The following is a 15117-nucleotide window of genomic DNA, read 5'->3' on the forward strand; positions in this document are numbered from 1 at the left end:
ACGCTATGGAATGGGCGTTGGTGGTACTTCACTATCGATAGAGGGTGTATTTTGCAGAAGATCCTGATCTACCGGTGTTTGGTACTCATCTTCATCCGTACTTCCCCCGTAAAAATGTTGAAACAATTTTAAATAATTATTGAAAACCTCACCTTCCTTTTCTGCAAATTCCTTATCATGTCTCATCAGCAAGTCGATCAAGCTTTTATAGCGCTGGATATTTGTGTAAATTTCCTCGAATAAACGGTCCTGATTTTCAATTGTTAGACTGCTGTAATATTTTAAATTTTCCTGATATTTAATGGCCAATTTTTTGAACAAGGCTTCAGCCTTATCGATTGCGCCTACTTGAAAATAAGCGTCGATATAAGGTTCTAGAAGGGTATAGAAACCGTAATGTTCTACAGGCATATTTTCCATGGCGATATCGGCAATCTTTTCTGCTTTTTTTAACTTGTTCTCCTTAATGAGTTGTTCAATTAACCGCGCCAGATTACTACGATATGTAATGCCATTCTTCCGTGTTTCAGGGTCGTGATAAATGTCTCCACCACTATTTCCCCAATTCCATTGGGTCACCTTTTTATACATGAGTTCGCTGTCTACGCGACCCATATCAAAAGGATTATTTGGATCTACCGGGGTTCTTATTGGGACTAATTTATAACACAATCCATCGAGTTGCAGGTAATCTTTCATCCATAAATAGTCGTCATCGCCAAAACTCCCACCAGTAAAATAAATAGGGCGTTTCCAATCGTTGTTGGCAACAATATCCAACATGAGCAAACGATTTTTATAGAGGGCATTACCTTTCACATTGATCACAATATCATCGACAATTTTATCAGCGTCCTGTGGTTTTACAATACCAGATTCCAGCACATTCTGCTTACTAACAGGAATCCTTAAATAAGGCGACGGCATGTATCTCATGTTTAGATCTTGATTACGCACCTGTGAGATATCCACGCCTTGTTGTTCCAACACATATTTATAACGTGTTCTTGGATTATCGTTGGTAATAAATTCTAAAAATTGATTAACGGTCAAGGTGTCCTGAATTACCGATTCAATAGCCACATATTCATTTGTGCCAAATTTATAATCCTTGTGTTCTAATTGAGATGGTACCGGGTCGCTTTCATAAGCTTTACGTTTCATTTGATCGATATACCAGGCTGTCTGGAATAAGCTTGTATTCACAATACGTACATCAGTTCGGTAGCCCTCAATTTCCTGAGCATACCATAAGGCAAACGTGTCGTTATCACCGATGGTGAATAAAATGGCATTTTCTTCACAAGAATCCAAATACATTCTTGCCATGGCACGTGCAGTATACTTATCAGATCGGTCGTGATCATCCCAGTTATTGGCCGCCAAAATACCGGGTACTAGGGCAAGGCAAACTATTGTGATTAATGGTGCCGATATTTTATTAGGCAAGTATTTCTTAAGCGCCTCGTATAAAGCAAATGCTCCAAAGCCGATCCATAATGCAAACACATAGAACGAGCCCACCACTGAATAATCCCTCTCGCGGGGTTCAAATGGTCGAACATTCGTATATACCTGGATAGCTACACCCGTAAATAGGAAAAAGACCAGCATAACCCAGAATACTTTTTTGTCTTTGTTGAATACAAAGAAAAAACCAATAAGCCCTAGAATAAGCGGTAATAAATAATAGGTGTTTCTGGCCTTATTATTTTTCATATCGCTTGGCAGGTTCTCCTGAGAATAGCCTAAATGCCATTTATCAATAAAATTGATTCCGGTAATCCAGTTTCCATGATTATCTAATTTCCCTTGAATATCATCTTGTCTTCCGGAGAAATTCCACATAAAGTAGCGCCAATACATATACCCTAATTGATATTCAAACAGGTATCTTAAATTACTGGCCATGGAAGGTTGTTCAATTTCTATGTAACTTTTAAATCTATTTAAGAAGTTATGGTAATCTTCACGATCAACTCGACCCTGAGAGACACTATTTTTAAAGTCAGAAATCACTTTTCGCAAATCGTTTTGCATTTGATATTCCGGTTTTAGCTTAAAATCTAAAAAACCGGAAAACATCATATAGTTTTCGGCGTGCTCTGCACTCCACATTCGCGGAAAGTAAGAAGCCTGTTTATGGTTGTAATTTTGTCTGGCGTTCTTGTAATCGTTTACAATAACATATTCACCCTTTTCTTCGTCCTTTTCATATTTTGGTGCTTCATCCGTATACGGATCATCTTCATCCAGATAGGCATATTGATCGGTAAATTGTGGTCCATAGAACAGGTGCGTTTCCGGATACTGCTCTAAGTTGTAATAGGCCAAAAGTTCGCGGGCACTAGACGGGTTATTTTCATTAATCACAGTATTCGCGTTGGCACGGATAGGAAGCATGAGCCATGTGGAAAACCCTATAATTATGAATGTTAAGCAAAGGATCGCCGTATTAAAATGAACAAAACCTTTTTGTCGCGTATATCGCAATCCGAATAAAATCAATCCAACCAATAATAACCCAGCTATTATAGATCCGGAGTTAAATGGTAAGCCTACAGAATTCACAAAAAAGATCTCAAACACACTGAATATCTTGAGAATGTTAGGTGCCAGCAATTTAAAAACGAACATTAAAATACCTACAGCCACCACATGGGCAATAATGAAGTTTTTAACGGTAATCGTTTTATAATTTTTGAAGTAATAGATGAGCCCGATCACAGGGATGGTAAGTAAACCCATAAAGTGTACCCCGAAAGATAATCCGATGATAAAAGAAATAAGGATGATCCATCGGTTTCCTCTTGGGTTATCCATATCGCGTTCCCAACGCAGAGCCAAGTAAAACAAGGAAGACATAATTAGTGTTGCCATGGCATAAACTTCCGTTTCAACGGCATTAAACCAAAACGAGTCAGTAAATGTGAAAGCTAAACTACCCACTAAGGCGCTTCCTAAAATAGCTATAGCTTTAGATTTTGATAGTGTTGAAGGCTTACCGGCCATTTTGGATAGAAGCATAGTCAATGTCCAATACATGAACATAATGGCAAAAGCACTTGCAAACGCACTCTGAAGATTCATAACCAATCCAATAAGCTGAGAATTTCCAAAGGCAAAAACAGAGAAAAAAGCCCCTATCATTTGAAATAGTGGTGCTCCCGGCGGATGGCCTACTTGTAATTTTGAAGAGGTTAGAATGTATTCTCCTGCGTCCCAGAAACTCACTGTAGGTTCAACGGTGGAGGCATAAGTAATAATAGCAATTAAAAAAGCGAACCACCCCAAAAGAGTGTTCCATTTCTTAAAATTAAATTCTGTCATTTATCTATGAGTTTGTTTGCTTTGGCGAATTTACTAATAAATATGGTATAGCAAGATTTTTTAAGTAAACGTTAAGGATTAGGTAATTATTTTTCAAAAAAAATCTTGTGAAAATAAAACTTTGTACTAAATTTGCACCCTCAATTGCACAATGGCCTATGGTGTAACTGGCAACACGTCTGGTTTTGGTCCAGAAGAGTCTAGGTTCGAGCCCTAGTAGGCCAACAAAAAAGGAAAAGCCTTTACCTTGTAGTAAGGGCTTTTGTTTTTCTGAAATTTAGGTTCAGAATACAACAATCATTTTGCTGTTATTTTTGGATCGGCCCCATCAAATAAAACGGATTCAGACTTAGGTAGATACAAGCGTTTTATTTGGTTTTTGTGCCTGTATTTTCATTAAAATGTATTATATTTGCACCGTTGAAAAGGCGAAAAAAAGAAATTGAGGGGACGGAAAGTCCCCTCTTTTTATACTAAAAAATGATTGAAAGTAAAGTTAAAGACTTGCTAAATAAGGGTTTAGAAGAACGTTCTGATCTATTTCTTATTGATTTCTCTATCAGTAGCGATAATAAAATCAAAGTTATTATAGATGGTGATAAAGGTGTTATAGTTGAAGATTGTATGTTTATAAGTCGTGCAATCGAGCACCACTTGGATCGGGAGGAAGAAGATTTTTCCTTGGAAGTAATGTCTGCCGGAGCGACAGCTCCTTTAGTTGAAAAACGGCAATATAAAAAACACATTGGTAGAATTTTAAAAGTAAAAACAACTACCGAGACTGCAGAAGGCACTTTAATTAAGGTTGACGACCAAGGTGTTTCATTGGAGTGGAAAGTTAGAGAGCCGAAACCGGTTGGTAAAGGCAAGGTGACTGTTAAAAAACAAGCGGATATCGCTTTCGAGGATATTGTAGAAGCAAAAGTTATGATAAAATTTTAATTTAATAGAGTTATGGAAAATATTGCGTTAATTGAGTCTTTTTCAGAATTTAAAGACGATAAGCTCATCGACAGAGTAACGTTAATGGCCATTTTAGAAGATGTTTTTAGAAGTGCATTAAAAAAGAAATTTGGAGATGATGATAATTTTGATATTATTGTTAATCCTGATAAAGGTGATTTAGAGATTTGGAGAAACCGTGTGGTGGTTGCCGATGGTGAAGTGGAAGAACCTAATCAAGAGATTTCATTGTCTGAAGCTCGTAAAATTGAACCCGACTTTGAAGTAGGTGAAGATGTTTCAGAAGAGGTTAAATTAGTAGATTTAGGAAGACGCGCCATTTTGGCTTTGCGTCAAAACCTGATCGCTAAGATCCATGAGCATGATAATACCATAATCTACAAGCAATTTAAAGATCTTATCGGTGAAATTTACACCGCTGAGGTACATCATATTCGTCATCGTGCGGTGATTTTATTGGATGATGAAGGTAACGAAATCATTTTACCAAAGGACAAGCAAATACCATCTGATTTTTTCAGAAAAGGAGATAATGTTCGTGGTATCATTGAAACGGTTGAGCTTAAAGGAGCTAAGCCGGCGATTATCATGTCTCGAAGCTCCCCTGTATTTTTGGAAAAATTATTTGAACAGGAAATTCCAGAAGTTTTTGATGGTTTAATAACCATTAAAAATGTGGTTCGTATACCTGGTGAAAAAGCTAAAGTGGCTGTAGATTCTTATGACGATAGAATCGATCCGGTTGGTGCCTGTGTAGGTATGAAAGGATCGAGAATTCACGGCATTGTAAGGGAATTGGGTAATGAGAACATCGATGTTATCAATTACACAAACAATTTACAATTATATATAACCCGAGCTTTAAGTCCTGCGCGTGTAACCTCAATTAAAATTGATGAGGAAAACAAACGTGCTGAGGTAATTTTAAAACCTGAGGAAGTAAGTAAAGCTATTGGTAGAGGTGGGCACAACATTCGTTTGGCGGGCCAATTAACAGGATATGAAATTGATGTTTTCAGAGAAGGTGCTGAAGAAGATGTGGAATTAAATGAATTCTCTGATGAAATCGAATCCTGGATCATTGCAGAATTTAGTAAAGCCGGGTTAGATACTGCCAAGAGTATTTTAGAACAAGAGGTAGAAGACCTAGTTAAAAGAACAGATTTAGAAGAAGAAACCATTATAGATGTAATTCGAATTCTTAGAGAAGAGTTCGAGGAATAATATATATTTGAGTATTTTAAAGGCAATTTATGGCTGAAACAATAAGATTAAATAAAGTATTACGCGAGTTAAACATTTCTCTTGATCGTGCTGTGGAATTTTTAGATTCTAAGGGTATCGAAATAGATAAGCGTCCTACTACGAAAATTTCTGAAGACACCTACAAGATTCTTTCAGATGAATTCGAAACAGATGCGAATAAGAAAGTTGCGTCACAGGAAGTTAGCGAAGCAAAGCAGAAGGAAAAGGACAGGCTTCGCGAACAGCGTGAACGTGAATTGGAAGAGAAACAACGCGAAGCGGAAAAAAAGGAAGCGGTTATAAAAGCGTCAAAATCCCTCGCCGGACCGAAACAGGTTGGGAAGATTGATCTGGATGCTAAAAAACCTCAGGAAAAAACTATAGAAGAAAAACCTATAGAGGAAAAACCTGAGGCTACTCCTAAAAAGGAGGAGGCCAAAGAACCTGAAAAAGTAGCTCAAGTGCCGGAAGCCAAAAAAGAAACTCAAACTGAAAAAGAGCCTGCCAAAAAAACTGAGGAAAAAACGAAATCAGTTATGGTAGATGGTGAAATGGTTCCTGAAGAAAAGGTTACCACACAGTATAAAAAACTTTCCGGGCCTAAAATAGCGGGTGATAAAATTGATTTATCACAATTCAATAAGCCAAAGAAGAAGAAAGAGGATAAAAAAGTAGGTGGAACCGATGATAAATCAAAAGGCAAGAAAAAACGTCGTCGTATAAGCAAAGCAGGCCCAGGCGGAAGTCAGGCGAAACCTGGTGGTCGCAATGATCGCAACCAGGCGGGGAAAGGCCGCCGTAGCACGATTAAAGAGGAGCCAAGCGAGGAAGATGTTAAAAAACAAGTTCGTGAGACTCTGGAGAAACTTCAAGGAAAATCCAGTAAAGGAAAAGGTGCCAAATACCGACGTGATAAGCGGGATCAGCACAAAGAACAATCGGCTATTGATCAGGAACAGGAAGCTGCTGAAAGCAAAATTCTTAAGGTAACTGAATTTGTAACGGCCAGTGAGGTCGCTACCATGATGGATGTAGGAGTTACGGAAGTAATTTCTGCCTGTATGTCTTTGGGTATGATGGTTACGATGAACCAACGATTAGATGCTGAAACCTTATCTATTGTGGCAGAAGAATTTGGTTATCAGGTGGAGTTCGTAACTGCCGATATTGAAGAATCCATAGAAGTAGTCAAGGATAAACCGGAAGATCTAGAGGCCAGAGCGCCAATAGTTACTGTTATGGGTCACGTAGACCACGGTAAGACATCCCTTTTGGATTATATTCGTCAAGAAAACGTAATTGCTGGTGAATCCGGAGGAATCACACAGCATATTGGGGCTTATGGTGTAACCCTTGAAAGTGGTCAGAAGATCGCGTTCCTGGATACACCGGGTCACGAAGCCTTTACGGCGATGCGTGCTCGTGGTGCTCAGGTTACTGACATTGCTATTATTGTAGCTGCTGCCGATGATGATATTATGCCGCAGACTAAAGAGGCCATTTCGCATGCTCAGGCAGCAGGTGTGCCCATTGTATTTGCGATAAATAAAATTGATAAACCTGATGCCAATCCGGAAAAAATAAAAGAAGGCTTAGCTAATATGAATTTATTAGTTGAAGACTGGGGAGGTAAGATCCAATCGCATGATATTTCAGCGAAATTCGGTACAGGTGTTAAGGAACTATTAGAAAAAGTATTACTAGAGGCTGAATTATTAGAGCTTAAAGCAAATCCAAATAGATCTGCTGTAGGAACGGTAGTTGAAGCTTATCTGGATCGTGGTCGTGGTTACGTGTCTACGGTATTAGTTCAGGCTGGTACTTTACGCGTAGGTGACTACGTATTAGCCGGTCAACACAGCGGTAAGGTAAAAGCTATGCATGATGAGCGTGGTAAAGATATTGAAGCTGCAGGCCCATCGACACCAGTGTCTGTTTTAGGACTTGATGGTGCACCACAGGCCGGGGATAAATTTAATGTATTTCAAGACGAACGTGAAGCTAAGCAAATCGCTGCGAAACGTGCCCAATTGCAACGGGAACAGTCTGTTAGAACACAACGTCATATTACTCTGGATGAAATTGGACGCCGTATTGCACTTGGAGACTTCCAAGAATTGAACATCATTCTAAAAGGTGATGTGGATGGTTCTGTAGAAGCCTTAACGGATTCTTTCCAGAAATTATCGACTGAAGAAATTCAAGTGAATATTCTTCATAAAGGTGTTGGTGCCATTACGGAAAGTGATGTATTATTAGCATCAGCTTCTGATGCGATCATTGTAGGATTTAATGTGCGTCCGGTAGGTAATGCACGATCGATTGCTGATAAAGAAGAAATTGATATCCGAACTTACTCTATTATTTATGATGCGATAAACGATCTTAAAGATGCTATGGAAGGTATGTTGTCGCCGGAACTTAAAGAGGAAGTAACAGGTACAGCTGAGATCCGTGAGATCTTTAAAGTTTCTAAAATTGGTAGTATCGCGGGATGTATGGTAACCAGTGGAAAAATTATGCGTAATTCAGGTGTTCGCTTGATTCGTGATGGTGTGGTTGTTCATACCGGTGAATTAACTTCCTTGAAGCGTTTCAAAGACGATGTGAAAGAGGTTTCTAAAGGGTACGATTGCGGTATGCAAATCAAGAATTTCAACGATATTCAAGAAGGCGATATTATTGAAGCCTTCCATGAAATTGAGGTGAAAAAGAAACTAAAATAGAGATTTACTATAATAAAAAAAGCGACCATTTTGGTCGCTTTTTTTATGCTTTAATATCTTTTATTTAGGCTTGAATATAAAGGCATTGGTGAACTTTGTCTTGATCCGTTTAAGGGCTCTGTCTGCCTCCAGTCGTGTTCTAAAACTTCCAACCCAGGTTTTAAAATTAGGTTGTTCATAAACTACTTTTGTTTTCCATTCCGGGAACCCTTTATTGAAATCTTTTTCAGCGTTATAAGCTTCGGAACGGTTGCCATTATAAATTTGTATTTTATAGCGATCAGAGTCCACATCGCTCTTATTCATTTGCTTTTTAACATTTAAAAGCGTTACGATTTTTTGATCTTGATTAACTTCCAGATTTCCGGTTTGTGCCAGGCTTATTTTCGGCGTAGCCAGAAAAGCAAATAATACTAACACACTAATTTTCAAACAGTAGGTTTTCATTTTAAAATTTTATTTATACAAAGTTATACGTAATTAACTAAAAAGTGGTCTTTTTTATTATTTAGAATTTCTCTAAATTAGCAATTAACACTATTCTAACATTTCTAAAATCGACTTTAAGTATTACTTTTGCCTGAGATTTTATGTATGCTTTTTTATCTTTAGAACAGAAAAAATCATACCAAAGTTTAGAAGTTAATATAACTAACAATATGAAACAGGTGATTCACCGTAAATTAAGTAAAAGCATCTTTCGCGTAGCCTTAATTTCTTTACTAGCATTTACAGCCGCCCTTTCAGCTCAGGAGGGCGATCCAGCAAAAGGAAAAGAATTGTTTAATGCCAATTGTGCTGCTTGTCATAAATTAGATAAGAAAATGACTGGCCCAGCACTTCGTAACGTTGAGCAACGTTTATCTGAAGAAGAGGGCTTGGACAGATCATGGTTGTACGAATGGATTCACAATAGTGCAGCGTTAATCAAAGATGGAGACGCCTACGCTAACAAAATTTACAACGAATACAATAAAACGGCTATGACAGCTTTTCCACAGTTGTCAGACAGTGATATTGATAACATTCTGGCTTACACAGCTGAGGAAATACCCGTACCAGTAGTACCTGAAGGCCAGGTTGCAGGAGGTGGTTCAGCAGGTATGCCTTCAAACACAGGTGGTGTTACCAACGATGTGTTGTTAGGTGCTTTAGCTATTTTGTTTGCTCTTTTAGCTATAGGTTTATACGCGGTTAATAAGACCTTACGTCGTTTTGCTGCGGTTCAAGAAATTGAAATTGAAGAACGTCCGGTGCGTAAACCATTATGGAAAGCATTTGTTGAAAATCAATTCTTAATGGTTGTTCTGGCAATTTTCTTCTTACTTGGAAGTGCTTATTTCGCTTACGGTTGGATGATGCAAATTGGAATAGACCAAGGGTACCAACCAGTACAGCCTATTCATTATTCTCATAAAATTCACGCCGGAGATAACGGTATCGATTGTAAATATTGTCATTCGTCTGCTCGTGTGAGCAAGCATTCCGGAATTCCATCGCTTAATATTTGTATGAACTGTCATAAATCGATTTATGAAGTAGCTCCGGAAACGGCAACGGCAGAATATTCAAAAGAGTTCTACGATGGTGAGATCAAAAAACTTTACAAAGCTGTAGGGTGGGATGATGAAAACCAAAGATATACTGGAAAAACCGAACCTGTTAAATGGGTGCGTATCCATAACTTACCGGATTTTGTTTATTTTAATCACTCACAGCACGTTACTGTTGGAGGCGTTGAGTGTCAAACCTGCCACGGTCCTGTTGAGGAAATGGAAGTCTTGTATCAGCACGCTCCACTTACAATGGGATGGTGTATTGACTGTCACCGAGTAACCAATGTGAATTTGGAGGACAATGGGTACTACCAGAAAATTCATGATGAATTAAAGGAGAAGTACCAGGTTGAGGAGTTAACAGAAGCTCAAATGGGTGGATTAGAATGTGGTAGATGCCACTATTAAAATTAATAAGAAGTAATTCAAATATATAATATGTCATCAAACAAGAAATACTGGAAAAGTGTTGAGGAGCTAAACGAGAATAGCTCTATTGTTGAGACGCTAAGACAAAACGAGTTTGTAGAAGAAATTCCTACTGATGAATTTTTAGGTGATAAAGATACATTAGAATCTACTTCTACGACCCGACGCGATTTCTTAAAATATGTTGGTTTTAGTACAGCTGCTGCATCATTAGCGGCATGTGAAGGACCTGTTAAAAAATCGATTCCTTACGTACAGCAACCGCAAGAAATTGTTCCTGGTGTTGCTAATTACTACGCTACAACAATAGCAGATGGATACGATTTTGCCAGTGTACTGGTAAAAACGCGTGAAGGGCGTCCGATCAAAATTGACAGAAATACTTTAGCTGAGGCCACTGGCAATGCGAATGCCAGAGTGAATGCCTCTATTTTAGGATTGTACGATAGTTTGCGTTTACAAAGTCCGAAAAAAGGCGGAGAGTCTATTTCTTGGGGGGCATTTTATACTGAAACAAAAAATAAATTAACGGCGATAGCGGCTGCGAATAAGCCTATTGTGTTGCTTACACAAACTTTCGCAAGCCCGTCTACAAGTAAGTTAATTTCGGAATTTCAAGAGAAGTACGGCAATGTTAAACACGTTGTTTATGATGCTATTTCGGAATCAGCGACTCTTGATGCCTATCAGGCAAAATATGGTGAGCGTGCTTTACCAAACTACGATTTTTCAGAAGCTGAAGTTATCGTTTCTATCGGTGCCGACTTCTTAGGAGACTGGCAAGGTGGTGGTTTCGATTCTAGTTACGCCAAGAGCCGTGTGCCTCATGAGGGTAAAATGTCCAGACATATTCAATTTGAATCTAATATGTCGCTTACCGGTGCTAATGCTGATAAGCGTGTTCCCTTAAAACCTAGTGAACAGAAATTAGCTTTAGCTAAATTATATAGTTATGTGGTCGGAGGTTCAGTATCAGGAAGCTTGCCGGAAGCCATTGAAACTGCTGTTAAAAAAGCAGCTTCTCAATTAAAACGTGCTGGAAGTAAAGGTGTTGTTGTTACTGGCATTCAAGATGCAAATGCACAAACTGTTGTTTTAGAGATCAATGAATACTTAAAGAGCACCATTTTTGATAAAGCGAGACCAATATATACAAGACAAGGAAGTGATAAAGCCGTTGCAGATTTGATTTCAGATATGAAAGCCGGAACTGTAGGTGCTGTTATTATGTGTGGTGTAAACCCACTTTATACGCTTCCGAATTCAAATGATTTTGCTGAAGGATTAAAGCAAACAGAACTTTCTGTGGCTTTCTCTATGAAGTCGGATGAAACTTCGTCTCAGGTTGAGTATGTGGCCGCTACGCCACATTTCTTAGAATCTTGGGGTGATACGGAGTTGAAAAAAGGACACTTTGGTTTAATGCAACCAACGATTCGTCCGTTATTCGATACGAAGCAATTTCAGGATGTACTTTTAACCTGGAACGACAACCCGTCTTCATACCATGATTATATCAAGGAAACCTGGGGAACAGGTATTTTAGGAGGAAGTCCATTCAATAAAGCACTACATGATGGGGTTTTTATGGGGGCTATAGCAACTGAAACTCCTGATACAGTAGAATCTCCAGAAGAAAATGAAACTATGGAAACTGCCATGGGTGAAGCGGCTCGTGCTTTAGCGGCATCTGCGAAGGCTGCCTCCGGTGGTTTAGAATTAACCTTATATACAAAAATAGGTATGGGTGATGGTAGACAAGCCAACAACCCATGGTTACAAGAATTCCCGGATCCGATCACGAGAACATCTTGGGATAATTACCTTACGGTTTCAAAATACGATGCCGATGCCCTAGAATTGGTAAACACACATGTTTCTAATGGAGCATTAAATGGTAGTTACGCTAATGTTACAGTTAATGGAACGACCATAAAAGTTCCGGTGATCATTCAACCTGGTCAGGCAAAAGGGTCTGTTGGTTTAGCTCTTGGATATGGAAGAACGTCTGAAGGGATGAAGGACGAAATGAAAACTGGAGTTAATGCCTATAAATTCTACCAAAACTTTAATACCTTTCAGGAGGCTACAGTTGGTTTAGCTGAGGGTGAGCATGAATTTGCTTGTGTTCAGTTACAGAATACTATGGTAGGTCGTGGAGATATTATTAGGGAAACAACTTTAGAAGTCTTCAATACTAAGGATAAGCACTATTGGAATGAAGTAGAGCACGTAAGTTATGATCATAACGACATTACAGTGCGTGATAAGAATGCCAATATCTGGGAAGATTTTGATCGTTCGGTTCAACCACATTTCAATTTGTCTATCGACTTAAATGCTTGTACCGGTTGTGGTGCTTGTATTATTGCATGTCATTCAGAGAATAACGTACCTGTTGTTGGAAAACGCGAAGTACGTAAATTTAGAGATATGCACTGGTTACGCGTAGACCGCTATTATTCTTCAAACGATACGTTTGAACAAGAAAGAGAAGATCTTGAAAACCTAAAGGCTTTCGAAACCTATACAAAAGTAGAAACGCAGTCTTACGATAATCCTGAAGTAGCTTTTCAACCTGTAATGTGTCAGCATTGTAACCACGCACCTTGCGAAACTGTGTGTCCGGTTGCTGCAACTTCTCATGGTAGACAAGGTCAGAACCAAATGGTTTATAACCGTTGTATTGGTACCCGTTACTGTGCAAATAACTGTCCTTATAAAGTACGTCGTTTTAACTGGTTCTTATACAGTGAGAACGATGAGTTTGATTACTATATGAATGATGATCTTGGGCGTATGGTATTGAACCCAGACGTTGTGGTAAGATCCAGAGGTGTTATGGAAAAATGTTCTATGTGTATCCAAAAAACACAAAAAACAATTCTGGATGCAAAACGCGAAGGTCGTGAAGTAAAAGATGGAGAATTCCAAACAGCATGTTCAGCAGCGTGTAACAATGGTGCTATGGTATTTGGAGATATCAATAATAAAGAGGCTAAGATAGTGGAAAAACTACATGACGATAGAATGTATCATCTATTGGAAGGTGTAGGTACCAAACCTAATGTTATGTATCAGGCTATGGTTAAGAACACCACAGAATCATAAAAATTTGAATTAAGATAATTATTTAAAATATGTCGTCACATTACGAAGCACCTATAAGAGAACCATTAGTTAGTGGGGAAAAGTCATATCATGACATAAGTCTTGATGTTGGTGCCCCGGTATTGGGAAAAGCTAACAAAGCGTGGTGGATAGTTTTTAGTATTGCCCTTGCTGCTTTTCTATGGGGAGTAGGATGTATTATTTACACCATATCTACGGGTATTGGAGTTTGGGGATTGAATAAAACCATTAACTGGGCCTGGGATATTACCAATTTCGTTTGGTGGGTAGGTATCGGTCATGCGGGAACTCTGATCTCTGCGGTACTCTTATTGTTCCGTCAAAAATGGAGAATGGCTGTAAACCGTTCGGCGGAAGCCATGACAATCTTTGCCGTGGTACAAGCTGGTTTATTCCCTATTATTCACATGGGTCGTCCTTGGTTAGCTTATTGGGTATTACCTATTCCAAACCAGTTTGGATCATTATGGGTAAACTTTAACTCACCACTATTATGGGATGTATTTGCGATCTCAACCTATCTATCGGTATCCTTAGTGTTCTGGTGGACAGGCTTATTACCAGATTTCGCTATGATTCGTGATCGTGCCGTAAAACCGTTTCAAAAGAAAATTTACACCTTATTAAGTTTTGGCTGGTCTGGACGTGCAAAAGATTGGCAGCGCTTCGAGGAAGTTTCCTTGGTATTGGCTGGTCTTGCGACGCCTTTAGTACTTTCTGTACATACCATTGTATCTTTCGATTTCGCCACGTCGGTTGTGCCTGGATGGCATAGTACCATTTTCCCTCCATATTTCGTTGCAGGAGCGATCTTCTCAGGATTCGCTATGGTACAGACCTTATTGATTGTGATGCGTAAAGTTTCGAATCTCGAAGATTATATTACCGTGCTTCATATTGAATATATGAACAAGGTGATCTTATTAACAGGGGGTATTGTATCTATCGCCTACGGAACAGAATATTTTATCGGATGGTATTCCGGTAACCCTTATGAAAATTATACATATTTATCATTCGGTGCTGCAACCGGTCCTTATTGGTGGGCATTCTGGGCATTGATTATTTGTAACTTCGTTGTGCCATTGACCCTATGGGTTAAAAAATGGAGACGAAATATTATGTGGACTTTCGTTGTAGCATTTATCATTAACATTGGTATGTGGTTCGAGCGTTTCAACATTATTGTTGTTGACTTAAGTAAAGGAAGGTCACCATCAGGCTGGGCGATGTTCCAACCTACATTTGTAGACATTGGTATTTTTATAGGAACCATCGGATTTTTCTTTGTTCTGTTCCTGCTGTATGCGAGAACATTCCCAACCATTGCTCAGGCGGAAGTAAAAACCATCCTGAAGTCTTCTGGAGAGCGTTACAAAAGATTACGTTCGGAAGGCAAAACTTTAGAAGGAGCTGCTACGGATAAACGAACCTCTTCAATAGACACGTTTAGTGGTGAACCACAGCACAAACATTCAGGAGAAATAGCTTTGCTAGTTGACAGACTGGGTGCTTTCGATCCTAAAACCGAGAAAAAAGATGATCTGCAAAAAATAAATGGTATTGGTCCAAAATCGGCATTACATTTAAATGATATGGGTATTTACTCTTATGTGCAGATTAGTAGAATGACCAAAAGAGAATATGACTTGTTTGACTCAATTACAGGTGCTTTAAAAGGAAAAGCAGAACGTGAAGATTGGGCAGGACAAGCTAAAAAATTATTAAACGAATAG

At 38.8% G+C, this 15117-nt stretch carries 8 protein-coding genes and 1 tRNA gene; 7 read left to right on the top strand and 2 right to left on the bottom strand.

Annotated elements, in window-relative coordinates; translation table 11 throughout:
* Nucleotides 1–3: 3 nt before the first annotated feature.
* Complete coding sequence (locus tag V8G61_RS09940) at nucleotides 4–3330, bottom strand: protein O-mannosyl-transferase family (RefSeq protein ID WP_394875458.1); 3327 nt, start codon at nucleotides 3328–3330, stop codon at nucleotides 4–6.
* A gap of 152 nt (nucleotides 3331–3482) precedes the next feature.
* On the opposite strand from V8G61_RS09940, the gene V8G61_RS09945 reads away from it, so the two are divergent.
* The 4 genes from V8G61_RS09945 to infB all read left to right on the top strand — a co-directional run bounded on the left by V8G61_RS09945 (nucleotide 3483) and on the right by infB (nucleotide 8264).
* Nucleotides 3483–3555 (top strand) — tRNA-Gln (locus V8G61_RS09945).
* Between the two features lie 255 nt (nucleotides 3556–3810).
* On the top strand, nucleotides 3811–4272 hold the full coding sequence (gene rimP, locus V8G61_RS09950; RefSeq protein ID WP_394875460.1) for a ribosome assembly cofactor RimP: 462 nt from the start codon (nucleotides 3811–3813) through the stop codon (nucleotides 4270–4272).
* Nucleotides 4273–4284: 12 nt separating this feature from the next.
* Nucleotides 4285–5517, top strand: a complete 1233-nt coding sequence (nusA, locus tag V8G61_RS09955; protein ID WP_394875462.1) for a transcription termination factor NusA — start codon at nucleotides 4285–4287, stop codon at nucleotides 5515–5517.
* Between the two features lie 29 nt (nucleotides 5518–5546).
* Nucleotides 5547–8264 carry a translation initiation factor IF-2 gene (infB, locus tag V8G61_RS09960; RefSeq protein WP_394875464.1) on the top strand — a complete coding sequence of 906 codons (2718 nt, stop codon included), beginning with the start codon at nucleotides 5547–5549 and terminating at the stop codon, nucleotides 8262–8264.
* A gap of 60 nt (nucleotides 8265–8324) precedes the next feature.
* Here infB and V8G61_RS09965 read toward each other — a convergent pair whose 3' ends face one another.
* On the bottom strand, nucleotides 8325–8711 hold the full coding sequence (locus V8G61_RS09965) for an SPOR domain-containing protein (RefSeq protein WP_394875466.1): 387 nt from the start codon (nucleotides 8709–8711) through the stop codon (nucleotides 8325–8327).
* A gap of 212 nt (nucleotides 8712–8923) precedes the next feature.
* Here V8G61_RS09965 and V8G61_RS09970 point away from each other — a divergent pair, with 212 nt between their 5' ends.
* From V8G61_RS09970 to nrfD, 3 genes are read left to right on the top strand one after another with little or no spacing between them, the layout of a single operon-like run.
* Nucleotides 8924–10228, top strand: coding sequence for a c-type cytochrome (locus V8G61_RS09970; RefSeq protein ID WP_394875468.1), 1305 nt, complete (start codon nucleotides 8924–8926; stop codon nucleotides 10226–10228).
* Nucleotides 10229–10258: 30 nt separating this feature from the next.
* Nucleotides 10259–13360: a TAT-variant-translocated molybdopterin oxidoreductase gene (locus V8G61_RS09975; protein ID WP_394875470.1), complete on the top strand. Its 3102-nt coding sequence runs from the start codon at nucleotides 10259–10261 to the stop codon at nucleotides 13358–13360.
* 29 nt (nucleotides 13361–13389) lie between these two features.
* Nucleotides 13390–15117 (top strand): NrfD/PsrC family molybdoenzyme membrane anchor subunit, encoded by a 1728-nt coding sequence (gene nrfD / locus V8G61_RS09980; protein ID WP_394875472.1) that lies wholly within the window; start codon nucleotides 13390–13392, stop codon nucleotides 15115–15117.

The sequence above is a fragment of the Gaetbulibacter sp. M240 genome, from assembly GCF_043876815.1.
Classification (GTDB): domain Bacteria; phylum Bacteroidota; class Bacteroidia; order Flavobacteriales; family Flavobacteriaceae; genus Gaetbulibacter_A.

Excerpts from the sequence above, each read along its gene's own strand:
- V8G61_RS09940 (WP_394875458.1), bottom strand. The coding sequence starts at position 3,330 with ATGACAGAATTTAATTTTAAGAAATGGAACACTCTTTTGGGGTGGTTC.
- rimP (WP_394875460.1), top strand. The coding sequence starts at position 3,811 with ATGATTGAAAGTAAAGTTAAAGACTTGCTAAATAAGGGTTTAGAAGAA.
- nusA (WP_394875462.1), top strand. The coding sequence starts at position 4,285 with ATGGAAAATATTGCGTTAATTGAGTCTTTTTCAGAATTTAAAGACGAT.
- infB (WP_394875464.1), top strand. The coding sequence starts at position 5,547 with ATGGCTGAAACAATAAGATTAAATAAAGTATTACGCGAGTTAAACATT.
- V8G61_RS09965 (WP_394875466.1), bottom strand. The coding sequence starts at position 8,711 with ATGAAAACCTACTGTTTGAAAATTAGTGTGTTAGTATTATTTGCTTTT.
- V8G61_RS09970 (WP_394875468.1), top strand. The coding sequence starts at position 8,924 with ATGAAACAGGTGATTCACCGTAAATTAAGTAAAAGCATCTTTCGCGTA.
- V8G61_RS09975 (WP_394875470.1), top strand. The coding sequence starts at position 10,259 with ATGTCATCAAACAAGAAATACTGGAAAAGTGTTGAGGAGCTAAACGAG.
- nrfD (WP_394875472.1), top strand. The coding sequence starts at position 13,390 with ATGTCGTCACATTACGAAGCACCTATAAGAGAACCATTAGTTAGTGGG.